The 19,539-nt window shown below is 45.8% G+C and carries 18 protein-coding genes; 16 read left to right on the top strand and 2 right to left on the bottom strand.

Going from position 1 to position 19,539, the window contains the following annotated elements; genetic code table 11:
* Positions 1 to 53 precede the first annotated feature (53 nt).
* The 4 genes from AB3N00_RS05050 to AB3N00_RS05035 all read left to right on the top strand — a co-directional run bounded on the left by AB3N00_RS05050 (position 54) and on the right by AB3N00_RS05035 (position 4,581).
* Positions 54 to 767 carry a glycosyltransferase gene (locus AB3N00_RS05050; protein WP_413033605.1) on the top strand — a complete coding sequence of 238 codons (714 nt, stop codon included), beginning with the start codon at positions 54 to 56 and terminating at the stop codon, positions 765 to 767.
* 270 nt (positions 768 to 1,037) lie between these two features.
* On the top strand, positions 1,038 to 1,430 hold the full coding sequence (locus AB3N00_RS05045) for a hypothetical protein (protein ID WP_413033604.1): 393 nt from the start codon (positions 1,038 to 1,040) through the stop codon (positions 1,428 to 1,430).
* 305 nt (positions 1,431 to 1,735) lie between these two features.
* Positions 1,736 to 3,439 (top strand): NAD-dependent malic enzyme, encoded by a 1,704-nt coding sequence (locus AB3N00_RS05040; protein ID WP_413033603.1) that lies wholly within the window; start codon positions 1,736 to 1,738, stop codon positions 3,437 to 3,439.
* A gap of 179 nt (positions 3,440 to 3,618) precedes the next feature.
* Positions 3,619 to 4,581: an AEC family transporter gene (locus AB3N00_RS05035; RefSeq protein WP_413033602.1), complete on the top strand. Its 963-nt coding sequence runs from the start codon at positions 3,619 to 3,621 to the stop codon at positions 4,579 to 4,581.
* 75 nt (positions 4,582 to 4,656) lie between these two features.
* Here AB3N00_RS05035 and dapA read toward each other — a convergent pair whose 3' ends face one another.
* Positions 4,657 to 5,553 carry a 4-hydroxy-tetrahydrodipicolinate synthase gene (gene dapA / locus AB3N00_RS05030; protein ID WP_413033601.1) on the bottom strand — a complete coding sequence of 299 codons (897 nt, stop codon included), beginning with the start codon at positions 5,551 to 5,553 and terminating at the stop codon, positions 4,657 to 4,659.
* Positions 5,554 to 5,634: 81 nt separating this feature from the next.
* Here dapA and AB3N00_RS05025 point away from each other — a divergent pair, with 81 nt between their 5' ends.
* The 8 genes from AB3N00_RS05025 to AB3N00_RS04990 all read left to right on the top strand — a co-directional run bounded on the left by AB3N00_RS05025 (position 5,635) and on the right by AB3N00_RS04990 (position 14,734).
* Positions 5,635 to 6,564: a LysR family transcriptional regulator gene (locus tag AB3N00_RS05025; protein ID WP_413033600.1), complete on the top strand. Its 930-nt coding sequence runs from the start codon at positions 5,635 to 5,637 to the stop codon at positions 6,562 to 6,564.
* A gap of 388 nt (positions 6,565 to 6,952) precedes the next feature.
* On the top strand, positions 6,953 to 8,230 hold the full coding sequence (locus AB3N00_RS05020; RefSeq protein WP_413033599.1) for a BNR-4 repeat-containing protein: 1,278 nt from the start codon (positions 6,953 to 6,955) through the stop codon (positions 8,228 to 8,230).
* Positions 8,231 to 8,507: 277 nt separating this feature from the next.
* Positions 8,508 to 9,662, top strand: a complete 1,155-nt coding sequence (locus AB3N00_RS05015; RefSeq protein WP_413033598.1) for a glycosyltransferase family 2 protein — start codon at positions 8,508 to 8,510, stop codon at positions 9,660 to 9,662.
* A gap of 34 nt (positions 9,663 to 9,696) precedes the next feature.
* Positions 9,697 to 10,977: an aminotransferase class III-fold pyridoxal phosphate-dependent enzyme gene (locus tag AB3N00_RS05010; RefSeq protein WP_413033597.1), complete on the top strand. Its 1,281-nt coding sequence runs from the start codon at positions 9,697 to 9,699 to the stop codon at positions 10,975 to 10,977.
* Positions 10,978 to 11,037: 60 nt separating this feature from the next.
* Positions 11,038 to 12,069, top strand: coding sequence for a zinc-dependent alcohol dehydrogenase (locus AB3N00_RS05005; RefSeq protein ID WP_413033596.1), 1,032 nt, complete (start codon positions 11,038 to 11,040; stop codon positions 12,067 to 12,069).
* A gap of 81 nt (positions 12,070 to 12,150) precedes the next feature.
* Positions 12,151 to 13,395, top strand: coding sequence for an MFS transporter (locus AB3N00_RS05000; protein WP_413033595.1), 1,245 nt, complete (start codon positions 12,151 to 12,153; stop codon positions 13,393 to 13,395).
* Positions 13,396 to 13,460: 65 nt separating this feature from the next.
* Positions 13,461 to 14,054, top strand: coding sequence for a DUF1349 domain-containing protein (locus AB3N00_RS04995; RefSeq protein WP_413033594.1), 594 nt, complete (start codon positions 13,461 to 13,463; stop codon positions 14,052 to 14,054).
* A gap of 38 nt (positions 14,055 to 14,092) precedes the next feature.
* A complete protein-coding gene (locus AB3N00_RS04990) occupies positions 14,093 to 14,734 on the top strand; it encodes an HAD family hydrolase (protein ID WP_413033593.1) in 642 nt (213 codons plus the stop codon).
* On the opposite strand, the gene AB3N00_RS04985 is transcribed toward AB3N00_RS04990, so the two are convergent.
* Positions 14,731 to 15,546 (bottom strand): AraC family transcriptional regulator, encoded by an 816-nt coding sequence (locus AB3N00_RS04985; RefSeq protein WP_413033592.1) that lies wholly within the window; start codon positions 15,544 to 15,546, stop codon positions 14,731 to 14,733. The two genes, AB3N00_RS04990 and AB3N00_RS04985, sit on opposite strands and share 4 nt — an antisense overlap.
* A gap of 213 nt (positions 15,547 to 15,759) precedes the next feature.
* Here AB3N00_RS04985 and AB3N00_RS04980 point away from each other — a divergent pair, with 213 nt between their 5' ends.
* The 4 genes from AB3N00_RS04980 to AB3N00_RS04965 all read left to right on the top strand — a co-directional run bounded on the left by AB3N00_RS04980 (position 15,760) and on the right by AB3N00_RS04965 (position 19,539).
* Positions 15,760 to 16,884 carry an NAD(P)/FAD-dependent oxidoreductase gene (locus AB3N00_RS04980; protein WP_413033591.1) on the top strand — a complete coding sequence of 375 codons (1,125 nt, stop codon included), beginning with the start codon at positions 15,760 to 15,762 and terminating at the stop codon, positions 16,882 to 16,884.
* A 25-nt stretch (positions 16,885 to 16,909) separates the two neighbouring features.
* Positions 16,910 to 17,200, top strand: a complete 291-nt coding sequence (locus tag AB3N00_RS04975) for a hypothetical protein (RefSeq protein WP_413033590.1) — start codon at positions 16,910 to 16,912, stop codon at positions 17,198 to 17,200.
* Between the two features lie 9 nt (positions 17,201 to 17,209).
* Positions 17,210 to 18,112 carry a TetR/AcrR family transcriptional regulator gene (locus AB3N00_RS04970; protein ID WP_413033589.1) on the top strand — a complete coding sequence of 301 codons (903 nt, stop codon included), beginning with the start codon at positions 17,210 to 17,212 and terminating at the stop codon, positions 18,110 to 18,112.
* 194 nt (positions 18,113 to 18,306) lie between these two features.
* Complete coding sequence (locus tag AB3N00_RS04965; RefSeq protein ID WP_413033588.1) at positions 18,307 to 19,539, top strand: cytochrome P450; 1,233 nt, start codon at positions 18,307 to 18,309, stop codon at positions 19,537 to 19,539.

Raw genomic sequence — 19,539 nt, 5'->3', positions numbered from 1 at the left:
GTTCAACTCTCCTACATATGATGAAAGATCATTCATAGAAGAGAGGTTAAGCCTTGAATAAGAAAGAGAGTGGACATGGGGTTTCCATTATTGTATGTACGAATCGACCGCGATTTTTTGATAACATCCTGACGAATTTCAAGAGACAACATTACCAGAGCAAAGAGTTGATTATCATTCTGAATCATGACAGCATGAATCTGGAATCATACCGCAACCGTGTTCGGGGCAATGCCAATATAAACGTATACCAGGTTCCTGAAAGATTATCGTTGGGACAATGTTTAAATGCAGGGATGGAACGTGCGCGTTTCTCGTTAATCGCGAAATTTGATGATGACGATTATTATTCCGCCTATTATTTGAAAGAACAAGTGAGAGCATTGAAGCAAACGAATAGTGATATTGTTGGCAAACATTCCTGTCTGGTATATTTAGGCGCTTCAAAGAAACTTCTGATTAGATCTCCTAAGGAAGCCAATAAATTTGTGGAATTTGTGCAGGGTGGCACGATTCTGTTCCGAAAGGAAGTCCTCAAGAAGGTCCGATTTACCGACCGGTCCGTTGGAGAAGATGTTACGTTTCTAAGGCAATGCAGGAAAAGAGGATTCAAAGCGTATGCTACCTCTCCCTATAACTATGTCTATCATCGGAGACAGAACAAAAAGAGCCATACGTGGAGAGCTGCTGATGAGTTTTACCTGAGAGGGAGCAAGTTGATCACTGTTACAGACCAGTTTCGTCCAATCGCGGACAAAGAGATATAGATGGATTCATTATTGAAAAAAAGGCGCTCAGGGAGAGCGCCTAAACATGATGATCTCATGGTAATGAACAAGTGTTATATGAAAATGATATCTCTTTCATTTTTAAAAAGTTCAGATATTCGTATAACCTCTGTATGGTGTTTATTCGTTCTAATCCTTTCATTATAAATACTGGTGTGCACACCTGGTCAATATGTCCTAAGACATTGGCAGGATTTAGGTGCAAGATGCCAGAAATATTCTGTATACCAACTATTTAAGGAGGATGAGATGACTTCAACTTTGATAACCTTAATCATTGCAGCTGTAATTGTTGTTTTTGGGCTGACCACAGGATTGATTCTCACACTGAACGTCACCAAAAAGCTGCGAACCGGTAAAGAGACGATGCAGATCAGGAAGGAGATACTAAAGTACGGAACTCCTGCAAAAGCGATCATTCAGGATATTGCCGAGACTTCGTCAAGCATGCATGGACGGCCTGGCGTACGTCTCGATTTGTTCGTTACCCAAGAAGATGGTCAAACCTTCCAATCGGTGGTGACTACGTTTATTCCGGTAATTCATATTCCGAAATTCCAGAAAGGATGTGAGATTGACGTAAAATACATGGGGGAAGGGAATGATAGAAAGGTAGAAGTAGAAGATGCTTACGTCATATAACAATTGTTTGAAGGTATATATAAGTCTCTCATAAGCCGCATATATGCGGCTTTTTTATGCCTAAATTGGTTCACATACCATGTGGAAGCCCAAAGAGAGTTATAAAATGATTTTCTTGGAAAATATTAAAGTGATAAATTTTATTTATCGAAAGGTAACCAAATTCTTTTCATGAAAGTTTCATAGCTTCGTTTACATAATATAAAAAAAGTCATATAATTGTCATCGGAAGGTTAACAACTAACTTAAAGTTACCTAGTGTTGAAAAGAAATTAAAGAGATATCACGAAAGAAGGCTATCCGTAATGAACACATTTTTTGTTGATTCCAATGGAAATCTGAAAACCCAATTAAGAGGTAAAGACATTCTTTCCAATCCCATCCTGAACAAGGGTATTGCCTTTACCGAAGAAGAGAGAAGAGAACTTAACCTGAACGGCATTTTGCCGCCGATGGTTCTAAATATTGAAGAACAGGTGAGCCGGGTATATCAGCAGCTGCAAAATGAATCTGATAATTTGCGTAAAAGCATCATGCTGAATGACTTGTTCAACCGAAATATCGTCCTATTCTATCGTTTGTTAAAAGAACATCTTAGTGAAATGCTGCCGATCGTATATACACCTACGGTTGGACAAGCGATTCAGGAATATAGTCATCAGTATCACAGACCTGGCGGAGTGTATCTCTCCATTAATGATATGGACGGACTTGAGGAAGCATTCAGGAACAGTGGCCTGCAGGCTGGAGACGTCGACCTTATTGTGGTGACAGACTCTGAGAGCATTCTTGGCATCGGAGACTGGGGGGTTGGTGGCATCAACATTGCCATCGGCAAACTGGCCGTGTACACAGCGGCAGTAGGTGTCGATCCGAGCCGTGTACTTCCCGTGGTACTGGACGTTGGAACCAACAATCCTACATTGTTGAATGATCCATTATACGTTGGGAATCGCCATGAACGTATTCGCGGTGAAAAGTATGATCAATTTATTGAAGCGTTTGTGAAGGAAACGACCAAATGGTTCCCCGACGTTCTTCTTCACTGGGAAGACATGGGCAGCGTGAATGCCAGAAATATTATTCAAAAATATGGAGAAGAACTCCTCACATTCAATGATGATATTCAAGGAACCGGTGCGGTTACCCTAGCTGCCGTTATGTCAGGCGTTCAAGTGACGGGTGTACCTCTTCGGGAGCATCGTGTACTCGTCTTCGGGCCAGGGGCTGCCGGCATTGGTAATGCGGATCAGATTCGAGACGCCATGATGGAAGAGGGACTTACGCAGGAAGAAGCCGAAGATCGTTTCTGGGCATTCGATTATCGCGGTATTTTGACCGATGAGATCGAAGGGTTGTTTGAATACCAGAAGCCATATGTGCGTAAAGCGGAGGAAATCAAAGACTGGAGTCTAGATGAACAAGGTCAGGTTAGTCTGCTGGAAGCTGTGAGTCGCATTAAACCAACCATTCTTATTGGTACATCCGGTGTTACTGGTGCCTTCAACGAACAGGTTGTTAAGGAAATGGCCAAGCATGTGGAACGTCCGATCATTATGCCGATGTCCAACCCGACATCACTTGCCGAAGCTGCTCCGAAAAGCTTGATTGAATGGACGGATGGCAAAGCGTTGATCGCAACAGGAAGCCCATTTGAACCCGTGATGTATAATGACATTCAGTTCGAGATAGGTCAATCCAACAACGCCTTCGTGTTCCCTGGTCTTGGACTCGGAGCGATTGTATCCAAAGCCTCGAAATTTACCAAAAATATGTTTACTGCAGCGGCTATCGCGGTAGCTGGAGCCGTAGACTCTTCAAAACCTGGTGCTCCATTGCTGCCAAGAGTCAAAGAACTGCAGGATGTTTCGTACCAAGTCGCAGTTGCTGTAACAAAAGCGGCGATTGAGGATGGCGTAGCCCGCCGTGAACTTGAGAACGTGGAAGAGGCCATTAAGGAAGCCATGTGGCACCCTGTATACAGACCCCTCCATGCAGCAGCAGTTTAATCAACTCGCAAATGATTTGATATGACCAATACGTCACACTGAGAGAATACCTGTCCACCGTACAGGTATTCCTTGCCTGTGGCCATCATTCAGGAAGAATACATTATACATGATCAACATCTTTTGTCATTTGTTGAATTGTTGCAAATGCTCAGATCATAAATGGAGGTTTGAACAACATGTCAGTCAGTGACATTTTCATCATATTAATCCCTATTTTCTTCGTAATTTTACTTGGTTTTTTCGGAGGCTACTTTAAGGTATTTAACTCGGCATCCTCCAAAGGTTTAAATACACTGGTGACCAAATTCGCGTTGCCAGCACATTTGTTTATCGGTATTACTACAACAAAAAAAGAAACCCTGATCGACAAGTGGCCATTTTTCATGACCATATTCCTTGGCATCATCGGGTTCTATGTGGTTTTATTGCTTGTGATGCGTTTCATTTTCAAAGTAAACCTAAGCCAGTCATCCATCTTTTCATTAAATGCAACGCAACCTTCATTCGCGTTTATGGGGATTCCTGTCCTGGGCAACCTGTTTGGCGCTGCAGAAGTAACCATTCCTATCGCGATTACAGGCGTAGTGGTCAATGCGCTGCTTGATCCCATCGCGACCATCGTCAGTTCCGTTGGGAAGAAAACGGAAGCGGGAAAGAACGGCGATCATGCCGAAAGCTTGTTTAAACTTACGATTCATTCCATCGTTCATGGTCTAAAAGAACCGCTCGCCTGTGTACCGCTTCTGGGTGTTATCCTGACACTCTTTGGCTTCCAGTCACCTCATCTGCTGCAAAGCTCATTTGATCAGATCGGTAGTATTACATCCGGCGCAGCGCTCTTTGCCATTGGGGTAACAGTGGGTATCAATCGGATTAAATTCAGCCTGAATGCCATCAGCATTTCCCTGTTGAAAGTCATTGCACTGCCTTTGTTTACTTACATGTTTGCTGTATTGATGGGGCTATCTTCTACAGACGTGACCATGGTTATCCTGCTGGTATCCTTCCCTGGATCAGCCGTAGCTGCGATGATTGCGTCGAGATTCGATACGCTTGAGGTTGAGACAGCGTCATCCTTTGTCATGAGCTCGGTCCTGTCACTGATTTCACTGCCAATTCTGATTTCCATTTTGGTCTAAACGTGACAAGCATATTCAAAAAGCCGCAGATGTGCGGCTTTTGTCATGTTTATGCATTATAGTTCATTATTTTATCTAACCTACTGCGTTACTGCTCACCGTGTATTGATCCATCTTGGCTTTTAATTGCTCAGATGCTGGCATCAGCGGCAGGCGCAAATGATCGGAAGCGATGATTCCTTGTTGTTTGAGCAGCCATTTGAGCAGCGCAGGAGCAGGCTCTTCAAAAAGGTGATGAATAAAAGGAACTAGTTCATTGAACAAGTCACGTGATCCATCTTTGTCACCTGCTTTAAAACGGTCGTACACTTCAATGAACTGCTTCGTGTTGATATTGGCAGATGCCAGCATACCGCCGGCGGCACCTTCATTTAACATGTCGTAGAAAAACGAATCATCCCCGCACAGGATCGGTTTTGATCCACTACGCACCAGTTCTGACATCAGCTCAATTCCGTTGGTACTGTCCTTTAGACCAATAACACCGTTTAAGTTCATTATTTTTTTCATCGTGTCTATAGAGACCCGGACACCCGTTCGCGCTGGAATCTCATATACAATAATGGGTACACCCACATCAGCTGTTACTCGAAAATGCTCGAATATGCCTGCCTCTGTTGGTCTGTTGTAATAGGGAGTTACTACAAGAACAGCATCCGCCCCTAATTCTTTAGCCTTTTGAGTTCGCGTTATTGTTGAAGCTGTATCGTTGGTTCCGGTCCCCACGACAATCGGAATCGCTTTATTCAAGCTGCTCAAGGTATCCTTCGTGATTCGGACCAGCTGTTCCACTTCATCCCAGGATACCGTAGGAGATTCTCCCGTAGTACCATTAATAACCAAACCTTGAATTCCGCTATTTGCCATGTGAGTGATATAGGTTTGAAAGGAGGTTAAATCGAGTTGATTATCTTGCGTAAAAGGGGTGATTACAGGTACATAAATACCATGAATCTGTTGTTCCGTTAACATGATATGGCCTCCATTTATGTTGAAATGATATTAAATTCACTTTACCATGGGAATTGGCATCATAGTTAACTATAATAGATGATGAGTGTTATCAATTATTTTGATGAGGTAGGTACCAGGAATATGGATCTGAACTATTTTCAAACCTTTCGTGAAGTGGCTGTAAGGCAAAGTTTTACGAAGGCTGCAGAAGAGCTGGGCTATGCGCAGTCAAGTGTAACAACCCAGATTCAAAAGCTGGAAAAAATATACCAGGTAAAATTATTCGAACGTTATAATAACAATAAAATCCGGCTTACATCAGCAGGGGAAGAACTGTTTTTGCTTTCCGGACAACTTCTTGAGATTTTTGAACATTCACAGGAAAAGCTGACGAAACAGGGTGGAGGTTCACTTACGATTGCAACCATGGATTCTCTTGCCTCTTATTTTCTGCCTGCCCCGATTCAGACCACTCGTAAACAGTATCCTGAACTTGGCATTCGGCTGCAGACGGATCGGGAAGACATGATTTTGCAGAAAGTGAGAGAGGGAGAAGCAGATGTAGGACTTATTCTTGCCAATGCTTCGTCCGAAACAGGTTTGCAGTGGATAACGATCAGGGAAGAGCCGCTTGTTCTCATTGTTAACACAGATCATTCCCTTGCCCATAAGCAGAAAATCGAGCTGAGTGATCTGGCTGACGAGGAATGGATTATGCCTGAGGATACCTGCAATTACAGGCAGCTGCTTGAGAGGGTGCTTAGAACAAACGGAATACCCTATAAAGTAGGTCTCGAACTCGGAAGTCCTGAAGCGATCAAAAGAAGCATTATGGCAGGCGCAGGGATTTCACTACTGCCGCAAATGACTGCGATGGATGAAATACGCCGGGAGGAACTCACTGTTTTGCCATTGGATCACGGCGAATTCAGATTGGAAATCCAGCTGGTCATTCATACCCGGAAATGGGTATCTCATGCATTGCGCCAATTTATCGCGAACCTGGGAGCCAAGGAAACCGAATGGTGATCAGTTCGGGCGGATCTGGCGAAAGTCGGAGGGAGATACCCCTGTTTCCTTAAAATGGATCGGTCCTCACAACTCTGCTGGCATTTTGTTGGCAGAGTTTTTTTGTTGAATTTTCCTATAGCAACCTGCGATCCCATTCATCGAAGATTTCAAGCCAAATAAGCAAAAAGGTGAAATGTTCTATTCGCTTTGTCTTAATGATTAAATATCAAAATTTTGTTCTATTGGAAACATGATTTTGTATATGACGGTCAAGGGAAATCACATGTTACGATGGTTATGGCGGCAACAAGCCAGCCAGTAAAGTGAAAGCGCTTTATTTATCCCGGCCGGGGATCCTATTCTCTACGAATTCATGTTACACCATTCATGAAGGAGGCGGATGATCTTGGGAAGAAGCAGGTTTTGGAAGATAGGTGCCGTTGCAGCGCTGCTCATCTCTGTACTGCCAGCGAGCACAGGTATGGCAGCAGCCACACTCACTGAGGTGCCTTATGTAATTGATTCGAGCAATCAGGCAGGATGGTGGTCACCACTTGAGACATATGGCACAGGATCCGAGTATGCGTACATGGCTTACAACGCTCCGGGCAGCACAGAGAACACACATACGGTCAATATAGCAAGGCGGGATGGATCAGGTGCGTGGTCCAACATTCCGGTTATGAATAGCAGTGTCATTGCCGAATATAACGATGACTTTGGACACAATCAACCCTCCATTGCCCGCGATGGCAGCGGTCGCTTTCATGTATTTGCTTCGATGCACAATGACAGCTGGCGTTATTTCAGGTCGGATACCGTTGGAGGCGCCCCACAAAATCATTCCTCAGATATGCCCTCCTTCACTACGTTCAAAGGAACCTACCCCGTCCTGACAACGGCACCCAATGGTGATGTCTATCTTCTGATCCGATCAAGTGATGATTCAACCGGTTATCGACCTGGCTTGTTATTCCGTTGGAACAATGCTCAGTCCAGCTGGAGTCAAGTCGCTGTAGTCGGTGCCAATGCTGGTCGGTCATTCTATCCCGATGATCTGGTTTTCGATGCACAAGGCGACTTGCACATCTTGTTTGAATGGTCAGCCTTTGTATCCAGCGCACTTCGTCATGATTTGTCATATGTAAAATATAGACCTTCTACAGGCACCTTTTATAAAGCGGACGGCAGTATAATTTCCTCACCCGTATCACTGAGCAATGTGGATATTGTGCAATCGATGGCACCATCCGAGGCCTATGTTAAGGATGGAGGAGATCCAGGAGGACCTGGCATTCAGAGCGCCAAGCTGGCTGTTGACTCTGCAGGCAATCCGAAGATTGTCTACCGATATCGTGAGGAAGGGAGCAGCAACTTCTCTGTGAAATATGCTTCATACGAGGCGGGAGGATGGAATCAGCAGACAGTCTATAATGCCACTGCGACCCGAGCAGGAATTGATATTACATGGACCGGGTCGAACGTTCGAGTCTATTATACAAAATACAGCGGAACAGACCGTGCCTATATGGCGGTTCCGAATGGTAATGGCGGCTGGACCCAAACATCAATTGCTTCCGGGAAACCAATTGAGAGGCTCAGTGTAGAGCGTAATGCGAATGGTGTAGACATCTTGTATCTGGTGGATATCACCAATCGCAAGCTGTATTACGGCAGAAATTAAACTGCTTATACAATAACTATCAACACCCCTGGTGAGTTAACCGTGTCTACAGATACGGAAATTGCTCCCGGGGGTGCTTTTTTGATCATATTCAAATATTAATAGAGTTCAGAATTTAAGATTTCACAATTGCAAAAAATGATATAAATTTCTAGTAGATCCAAAACATTACCAAATTAAGACAGTAAATTCGGGACAAGGAGGTGCATATCCGGACATTTTTCACAGATTCAAAAGGCTTAGATCGCATTCCATCATATCCAACAGGAGGGATTCCATGCTTTACACCATTATTGTGCCAGTCAACCAGGACTATAACATTTTGAACCTGTTCACCGATTCACTGCTTCGGACGGTGAGTCCATCAACACAGATTATTTTTATCAACGATGGTTCCGGCTCAGCAGTCTATCAGCATCTGGAGAAACTGAAGCAGGAAGTCAGAGAAGGGGTAACCATCGAGATTCTGCAGCATGATTTTCCGCTCGGCTGCGCGGTGTCCATTAACAGTGCACTGCGGCGAGCTGAGGGAGATTATATTTTCTTCCTGGATTCCGACACCATTCTGCAACCGGATTGGCAATCGATGATGAGAGAGACGCTGGACAGCGATATTACAATCGGCATGATTGGTGGTGTGCTGCTCTATCCGCAAACGGGAGGCGTGCAGCACTGCGGCATTGCTTTTGCGGACACGATCGGACGTCATCTCTTCCTGAACGCATCTCCAGAAGACATTCCCAAAGAGACCTTCTCGGTTCAACTGGTTGTATTCGCGATGTTCGGCATGAAGAGGGAGGTTTATGAGACGATTGGAACCCTCGATGAGAAGTTCTTTAATGGATACGAGGATTTTGATTATCAGATGCGGGCACGGGCTGCCGGTTACGATACGGTCATTAATCCGAATATTCGTGCGTATCACTGGGAACGAAGCAGCGGCATTCATCGAAACTTCAACCGCAAAAACAATCTGGCACGTTTCTGGAAAAAGTGGGGCAGTGAAATCGAGGCTGATGTTTGGCCGTTCGTTTTCAGTCATCTGAAGTCACAGCTGGAGAGCCAGGATAATGATCAACATCTGCCGATCGTCGGCATTGATCTTGCTGAGGTACGAAGTGATGCAGATACGTTCTGGACCAAGCTTGAGGAAGCTGATATAGCACATGTTGCAGAGGTACGTGATTATTCCAACCGTTTTAATTCGAACGGAGCCATCTGGCTGCCGCAGGTACTGGGTAAGGAACTGATCCATAGTGAGAACCGATTATTGTTTTTGGTGGATAATTTCGCCCGTTTGCTGGAAAACCGCTATTGGATCGAGATGAGACATGCACATCGGGCTAAGGATCTGATCATCGATTTGTATGGCAATGTGATTACGATGGATCGCATATACGATGGCTGCTGGCCTGGAACCAAAGTTCGTTAAAGATAAAAACCAAGCATACGGGGAGGAACTATAAGTGAAATCAAAAGAGAGCACGCTGGACCGTGCCGTTAGATTTACCCGGAATCTGGAGTGGTTGGAACATGTCGAAAAGGTAATTCCGAGCGGATGCAGTACGTTAGCCAAGGCACCTGAACGATTATTTCCGGGTCACACGCCCGTATGCTGTGCCGAAGCACGCAATTCCCGCTTTATCGATATCGATGGAAATGAATGGCTCGATTGCGAGATGGCCATGGGTACGGCACCATGGGGACACGCAAGGCATGAAATTCAACTGACCGTTATCCATCAGCTGAAAAAAGGGACAAGTTATTCCATTCCTGCTGACATCGAACTGGAATGTGCTGACCTGATCCTGCAGCGGTTTGGTGGACGTTACCCTTCACTGCGATTCACGAAAAGTGGTGCTGATGCAGTCAGTGGAGCAGTACGTCTTGCTCGTGCGGGCAGCGGCAAAAGCAAGGTGATAGCGACTGCCTATCATGGGTGGCATGACTGGTCTGCCTATGGTTACTATGGTCGCGAAACAAAAGAGCGAGGCATTCCGGTCGATATTGAGCGTACAACAATCTGGGTGGACAAGCCAACACCGGAACGAATCGAGGCACAGATTACAGCTTCTCCCGAGGATATCGCCTGCATTGTTCTGTGTCCGAATGAATGGAAACGCGAGCCGTTGGCGCAGGTTGTCTCCTTGTGCCGCTCACTCGATATCATCGTGATATTTGATGAAGTTACTTCAGGCATTCGAATGGGCAAGCAGGCTACAGCAGGAGAGTATGACATCTGGCCTGATCTGCTCTGTATTTCCAAAGGCATGGCGAACGGATTGCCCCTTGCAGCCGTGATGGGACCGCAGCATTTGATGTCTTTATCGGGACAGGTCAGGTTCAGCAATGCTCATTCCAGCGAGACTACTGCGCTTGCTGCAGCGATCGCATGTGAGCGATTGATGAAAAGTGCGAAGGTATGGCCAAGCTGGCGGGATGCTACCATCCGGATCATGGATCTGATTGAAGCGGAACTCATACTTCTTGGACTAACCGACCAATTGGCGTTGAAAGGGACGTATGCGAGCTTCTACATTCACTCGATTACGGAGGATAACTTCCAGACCGATCCATTCCGTGAGTTTATCGTGAAAAAAATGGCGCACTTCGGCATTTTCACCAAGGGATACTTCATTTTCTCGGATGCCCATACTCGGGAGGAATTGCTGTGGGTGGAAGAAGCACTCCTGCAGACGCTATCGGACTGGAAAGAGCTGCGTAAACAGGAGCACCTTTCGCAATGAAATTTTCGAAAACGTTTAAAGCCTAGTCCCTATCAGGGAAATGACAAGGAGGAGTATTCAATGAAAGCACTCGTATATCAGGATCACAAACAGGTGGCGCTGCTGGATGTTGAACAGCCGAACATTCAAAAGCCAAACCAGGTCAAAATCAAAATTTATGGCTCAGGCATCTGCGGTACGGATCTAAATATTGTCAAAGGCAAAGTTCCGGCGAACAAGGGGACGATTATTGGTCATGAAGGCGTGGGTACTGTCGTAGAGGTAGGTTCTGAGGTCCGTGGATTCAAGGTAGGCGACCGGGTTTTGATTGACCCAACCCAATCCTGTGGAACCTGCTCGTACTGCCGTGAAGGTCTGTTCATCTATTGCGAAAACTTTGATGACTATCAGGTAGGCATGACCACCCATGGCACATTTGCAGAATACTATGTCGGAGATGAGAAGTATGTCTATCCCATTCCGGATTCCATGAGCTGGGAGACAGCCATGATGATTGAGCCGCTCGGTTGTGTTCTGCAGACGTTTATGAAAGCAGGAGTCAAGCCAAGTGATTCTGTCCTCGTCCTGGGTTCCGGAGCCATTGGTTCGCTATGTCAGCTTGTGAGTAAACGATTAGCACGGCTTACGGTAGGAACAGAAGTCGATCCATACCGCAAAGAGTTTGCAGTAGGCATTGCCGACCATGTTTTCTATCCTCAGGAACTGACGCTGGATAAAGTATACGAGATCAATAACAATAAAAAATTTGATATCGTGGTGGATGCTGTCGGAAACCAGCTTCATGTGGGATTTGAGCTGATTGCCAAAGGAGGCAGAATCATTCCTATGGGCTATGACGACAGCTATGAAGTGACGTTCAAATCGACACACGTAATTAATGACGGAATTAGTATCATAGGTGCGGTGGCTAATCACTCGATGATCAGCACAGCACTGAAATTTGCACAAAGCCTCCCGGAACTGGAACAAATGGTTACAGCCAAGGAATTCCTGAGTGATTATGAAGAAGCGTTCAACGGTACAGTGGGATATCATCTGCGGACGGGTGAACCACTGCCCATGAATTCGGTTAAAACAGCTCTAATCTTATAGGCGTATAGGCGCTTGCGGTATCGCCGCTGCGACAGGTAACCTTTCGCAGCGGCCAGGTCCGCAGAAAGAGGGGGATATGGATTGAAGCTGCTTCAGGATTTGCCGAGAAATCCGCGGTACTCCATTTTACTCGAACCGGTGTGGGCCATCCCGGGCACGATTGTCCTGTTTTATGCTCCTTTATATATGAAGGAAGCCGGACTTTCGGACATTGAAATCGGTTTAATCAATTCGGTAAATCTTTATTTTGCCTTTATATTTCAGTTATTTGCCGGTTCAATTACGAACAAGCTGGGTCGCAAGCGAACCACACTCATTTTTGATCTCGTTGCCTGGAGTATTCCGATGTTCATCTGGGCGTTTTCACAGAATTTCTGGCTGTTTCTGATCGCCTACTTGCTGAATGCCACGTCCAAATTTGTAACGGTCTCCTTCAATTGTCTAATCATTGAGGATGTCGAAGAACACAAACGGTCCAAGGTATTCGGAATTCTGAACATGATCATCACAGCGGCGGGTGTACTGACACCGATTGCCGGAGTCGTGATTGCTGATTTCGGCATTGTGCCTACACTGGCCAGTATTTATTTTATCGGCGGAATTCTCATGACTGTCATGTTTTTCATTCGTAACCGATACACCGATGAAACCGAGGTCGGGAAAGAGCTGATGGGGATGCACAGCCAAACGAGGGTGATACACAGCCTTGCCTCCAGTTTGCGGCTATTCGGGAGATCATTCTACAAACGAAGACTGTTCCCGATTATATTGATTACAGTACTATCGAATCTGATCCTGCAGCTGAATTTCTTTCAGGTGATATTTTTCAAGGAGCAGTTAAAGTTCGATGATCGTGTGATCTCGTTTATCCCGGTTGTGACTGCATTAACGGTCATGCTGCTGTATCTGGTCATTATTCCCCGCCTGAAACAACGATCAGAGGAGAAGTATGTTGGATTTTCCATCGTCCTGAGTACAGTCGGAGCAGTGCTGTTTCTGTTGATTCCTGCCGGAAATATAGCGATGCTGTTTCTGACACTGATTGTGCTTGCAGCCGGCAATTTCATCCTGCAAACGTACCGGGATACCCTTCTGATGAACAGGCTGGGTACACATGAAAAGGCCGATATGTTTTCAGCGGTACAGACAGTCATGACACTGACGGCGATTCCTTCGGGTTACCTTACAGGTCTGCTGTACCATCATCATCCGGTGCTTTTGTTCAGCGTCATTCTTGCACTGTACATCGTTCTGATGGTCATTATGTTATTCCTGCCTGACCCGCAGAAACACTCCCAGGTGATCGAATCTTACAAAAATATGTAGGAGAAGGGGTTTTCTGTATATAGGAAGAATATGTAATACAGAAAACGAACTTGGGAGGTTAAGAGATGACGAACGTATTTACAACAGAAACACGGAGCCAAATGAACTGGATGAATGAACCGGAAATCTGGTCTTACTCAGAACAGGGTGTTCTTACTGTGGAAGCTCAGGCAGATACAGACTTTTTCCAGGACCCTGCGGGCAAAAACATCCGCGCATCCGCACCCTTCCTGGCGATGGCTGTGCCGAGTGATTTCGAACTGACAACCCAATTAACGGTGGACATGAAAAATCAGTATGATTCCGGATGTCTGATGGTTATGGCAGATGATCGCAACTGGTGCAAGCTTTGTTTTGAATATGATGGAAAAGCAGCTACCATTGTGTCTGTGGTCACGCGGGACGGCTCATCCGACGATTGCAACTCGGTTGAAGTCCCTGTACCTGATCCTTATCTCCGCATACGCAAAGTAGATGACTGCATTTCATTTTTTTATTCACCCGATGGGGGTGAGTGGAAACTAATTCGGTACTTCGGCATGCCGATTCAGGGGGAAATCCAGGCCGGAGTCGTTGCGCAGTCACCAGCTGGAACAGGCTGTACCTGCCGCTTCCTGTCCTTAGAGGTCACGAGACCGGACTTGACTGCCCGTTTCTGAGCCGTCCCCCTGCCGATCATTGGAGGGAGAATAACTTCATGGTAAAAGCCTTTATTTTGGATTTTGACGGATTAATTTTGGACACGGAGACTCCGTGGTACTATGCCTTTCGCGATATCTACAAGGAACACGGACTTGAACTGGGGCTGGAGCTGTGGTCCAAAAATGTAGGGACTGATTTTGAAGAATTTCATCCTTTTATGTATCTGGAACAAGCCCTGCAAAAACCGATTGATCATGAACATATCAAGTTGTTATCCGAACAAAAATATACATCATATCTGGGGCAGGCCGCCATTCTTCCGGGAGTGCGTGAATTGCTCCAGTCGGCCAGAGAAAAGGGGATTCAGCTTGCCGTTGCTTCCAGCTCCACGCGCGATTGGGTTCATGGTTATCTGCACAAGCTGGGCATATTCGAACAATTTGCTGTAATTCATACGGCAGAAGACGTCAAGCGGGTTAAACCGGACCCCGAGCTGTACCTCCTGGCTCTGAATAGTCTCGGAGTAGAGGCATCTGAGGCCGTTGTTTTCGAAGATTCGCCAAACGGACTGAAGGCAGCCAAGGCAGCAGGGATTCGCTGTGTTATTGTGCCGAACGAGGTAACACGTGATCTGGAGTTCAAGATGCATGATCTGCGGTTATCCTCGCTGGCCGAGATAAATATGGAGATCCTCTAACTTAGATATTGCTTGCGTAACTCGATCGGAGAGATTCCTTCGTATTTCTTGAAGACGGAACCAAAGTAACTGGCACTATTGAACCCGACAGCTTTGGCGATGTCATGCGCAGTGATAGCCTCATCCTGGATGAGCATTTCCTTGGCTTTCAGCAGCCGATAGCGTGTCAGATAATCAAGCGGTGTCATTTGGAATTCTTTTTTGAATATCCGGTTCAAGTGCTGTTCGGTAACGTTCATCTGCTGAGCCAACATGGAGAGCGAGATATCCTCATGATAATTTTGTTTGATAAAAGTAACGAGTCCGGCCAGCTTTAATCGGGCATCGGTGCGTTCATAAGCACCATAACGTTCTCCTTCAATCGTCAATCTGACCAGAAGCATGTAGAGTAATGCGGATACGTGCCAGATCTGATCCTTGTGCCGGGACTGCAGCGCCAGTGTTATTTCATGCAGCAGGATATGAAGCATTCCATCCGGCTTGAAGGCGCGCAGCTCCCCGATCTGCAAGGTATGCAGGAAGCGGGGCAATAAATAGCCATTGAACGTCAGACAATCGAACAACAATGAATCACTCAGATTGTGATAACGATAGGTAACTTCAGGAAACATAATAAGAGCGGTTCCTTCACGGATCGAGAATTCATGATTTTTGGCTGCGATTTGCCCAGTTCCTCCGATGCATTGCACAATGGTGTAATCCCGTGAATGGTCGCTCCAATGCATGAATTCATCTGCATTCATCCGGATCTGCCCTGTAATCATGAGTGGCATATCGGCATCCAGCGGATTCTCCATGCTAGGTTTCGGCATCGTCGTGTTATTCCTCTTTTCGTTAAAGGATCGTGTGCGTAAGTGGCGCGGCTACAGCGTTAAAAGAAACCCAAATAGAATTATATTACATAATTAACATTATTTTAAATATGCCCTGTTCAGCCATGTGCTCCATTGGGATGCGCCTTGCCAATATAATGCGAAACAGTATACGCTATAATGGATATCGTGATGGAGGAAAGGGATGCAAGCATGAAGAAAGTCATCGTAGTAGGATCAGGAATTCTGGGGGCATCGACAGCCTATCAGTTAGCAAAACGGGGTGCTGAGGTTATCATTGTGGACCGCAACGATATAGGACAGGCTACGGATGCAGCGGCGGGCATTATCTGCCCTTGGTTGTCGCAGCGGCGTAATCAGGATTGGTACCAGCTTGCGAAGGCCGGTGCTCGCTTCTACCCCGAATTGATTGAAGAACTCAAAAGTGAGGGAGAAACGGAAACCGGATATGCCCGAGTGGGGGCCCTGAGTATTCATCCGGATATAGAGAAAATCGGAAAGATGGAGGAGCGCGCTCATCTCCGTAGAGCGGATGCCCCGGAAGTTGGGGATATTACGCTGCTTAATGAACAAGAAACCCATGAGCGGTTTCCGCTATTGGAACAACGTTATCATTCGGTATATATTAGCGGTGCAGCACGCATAGATGGCCGTGCCCTGCGAGATGCCTTGATACGATCGGCCCGGCGAAATGGAGCTGTCCTGGTACATGGCGATGCCAAGCTTCAATTTGACTCCTGCCGTGTAACAGGAGTGACTGTCGGAACAGAAAGCTTCCTGGCTGACGAAGTTATTGTATGTGCCGGAGCGTGGGCCAATTCAATTCTGAAACCTTTGGGCATTCACTTTAAGGTTCATTTCCAAAAAGCACAAATTATGCACTTACTGGTCCCGGAGCAGAACGATACGGGCAGTTGGCCAGTCGTTATGCCTCCTTCTGACCAATATCTTTTGGCTTTTGACCAACACAAGATCGTTATAGGCGCAACTCACGAAAATGAGATCGAAGGTTATGATACTCGAATAACGCCGGGTGGAATGCAGGAGATCCTGAATAAAGGGTTGGAGTTGGCACCGGATTTGGCGGATAGCACTTTTCAGGAAGTAAGGGTTGGCTTCCGGCCGTTTACTCCAGGCTTCCTTCCGGTAATGGGGCCTGTTCCGGGATGGACGGGACTGATCGCAGCCAATGGGCTTGGTGCTTCGGGATTGACCATGGGCCCCTTTATTGGCAGTCAGTTGGCGAAGCTCGCTCTCAATCAGGAGCTGGATATCGATATCCTTCCTTATGATGTTGCCAAAGCAATGGACGAATGATAATGAATCGAATATGAGGTGAAGCATGACGTATTCACAGCGACTAACGCAAGCGAGCTCATCAGATATAGCTTATCTGGAGTACCAGATCGGTACTGTAAAGGAAGAATTGGAACAAGCGGATGGGGATCGTATAAGGTACGAATCCGAACTGACTCAGCTAAGATCATCCTTAACGGATCATGCGAATTCGTTCAAGGACGCTGCTAAGGAGCAAAATCTGGTGCATCAATTAGCCGAAGTACAGACTCGAATGGTAACGATCCGCACCCGGCTTGTTCAACTGCAGGATGAATTGGAAAAGCTGGCAGATTGAGAGGTCCTTATGAATAAACGCAAACAACTGCTCCTGGACACTGCACTTATGCTTTTCGAGAAAAATGGTGTGGCCAATACAACGATTCAGATGATCCTAGATCATTCAGGCGTATCGAAAGGTACGTTTTATAAATTTTTTAGTTCCAAGGATGATTGTATTCTTGCCATTCTCGAGCAGCGGATTCAGGAAGATATGATGATTCGCCAAGATTTAGAAACGCGGGGTTATGCCTCTGAGTTTGATTTGCTGGTGGACCAGATCGTGGTTCCGATGATATCGCCAGACAAACAGCGAGTTGTTGAGTTGTTCTGGACAGGTTTCTATTCCGGGGAATTTGATGTCGAACATCTTACACGAATTCAGTTAAACTGGCTTTCTGGACGGCTTGTTCAGTTATTTGGTGAAGAGGTTAAGCCATATGCCTGTGAAGGAGCCATCTTTTGTTTTGGCATGGTCCACCAGATATCGAATACGTGGAGGAACTTTCACTTGGATCAACCTAACTGGAAGTCTCTTGTACCGAAGATTCTGAACTATATTGAAGTTTTGCTGCGAGCCATGGTGAATAAACAAGAACATATCATTGATCCCGCAAGTCTGGCTGTTATCGATCCTGGTTTAAAGCAAAGTGTACCGGATAAAAACAACCTGCTGGCCGAGCTCGAAAAGTTCAACCATTCTGTCCAGAAGTCGCAAGGATCCATTCAGGCCAAAGAATTAAGCCAAGGACTATGGTCCTTGTTCCGGGAAGATACACTCAATATGTCGATGCTGAAGATTACGTTATCCGCTTTTCAGGCTGCTTTTGTATCCGGACCCGTACAGTTGCAGGCAAGGAAGATCGCCCAGGCATGCTGGTGGTTTATTGAGCTGAACGGACTGATCGAAAATGGTGAACAGCAAACGTAAATATGAAATATACGATTCGTATACTAGAAACCCTCTTGTAAAAAGAGGGTTTTTTAATTTAGTTCAAAAGGTTTATATCAAAAATTATACGATTCGTATAAAATTTAATAAGGTGCTGAACTGTCAATTCATGTACCAAAACCCTTTAATCTACAGCAACCAAACATGAAACTATTCTGGGAGGTAGCATCCACATGTACAAAGAAGTGATTCGAGTTGAGGATATAACCAGATTCCAGTCCAAGTCTGAAGAGTTTTTCCCCATGGAGTGGTATCAGAAAATGTTGTCCGAAAATCCTGTACATTATCATGAAGATACCGACACCTGGAATGTGTTCAGGTATGATGATGTCAAACAGGTCCTAAGCAATCATGAATATTTTTCAGCTGAGGGAACCCGAACCACCATAGCTGTAGGGGCGAAGAACAAGGAAGGCACACCTCCGGACAAATTAAACATTTCAAGCATAGACCCGCCAAGACATCAAAAAAGCCGTTCATTGTTATCCGCTGCTTTTACCCCTCGTAGTCTAAAAAATTGGGAACCCCGAATTCGCAACATTGCGAAGCAACTGGTGGCAGACCTGGAATTCAATACAACGATTGATATCGTTGAAAAGCTTGCTGCTCCACTGCCTGCCATGGTCATGGCAGATTTGCTGGGGATCCCGCTCACGGACAGCCATCGGTTCAAAAGCTGGGTAGATATCCTGTTCCAACCTGCCACTCAGGAGAACGCACAAGAAATCGAAATGAAAAAACAGGCTGCGGCCCAGGAGTACTATCAATTTCTGTATCCACTCGTAGTTAACAAACGAACAAATCCCGGGGATGATATCATTACCGATTTGTTGAATGTCGACGTTGAGGGAGAGAAATTCACGGAAGATGAAGTTGTACGAACAACGATGCTGCTGCTCGGTGCCGGTATTGAAACTACGAGCCATATGGTTTCGAGCACGTTTTATTCTTTTCTGTACGATGAAGGAGATTTATACGGCCAGCTAAGACAAAATCCAGAACTGGTTCCGCTTGCCGTAGAAGAGATGCTTCGATACCGATTCCATAATGCGAAACGGCATCGAACTGTCAAGAAGGACAACCAATTGCTTGGTGTCGATTTGAAAAAAGGGGATGTGGTCATCTCCTGGATGAGTGCAGCAAATATGGACAAGCGGATGTTTGAAAACCCGTTTGAAATCGATATTCACCGTCACAACAATAAGAAGCACCTTACCTTTGGTAATGGTCCGCACTTTTGTCTGGGTGCACCGCTGGCAAGGATGGAACTCACCCTTGTACTAACGGCTTTTGTGGAAAGGGTTGCCCGGATTGAAGCGGTTGATTCCTTTGAGCTGGAGCATAATCTTTCGACTTCTGCGCCAGGACAGTCCTTGACACACTTACCTCTCACGATGATCGAATAG

The organism is Paenibacillus xylanilyticus, from assembly GCF_047246825.1.
Taxonomy (GTDB): domain Bacteria; phylum Bacillota; class Bacilli; order Paenibacillales; family Paenibacillaceae; genus Paenibacillus; species Paenibacillus xylanilyticus_B.
This window is presented reverse-complemented; position numbering and strand designations above follow the sequence as displayed.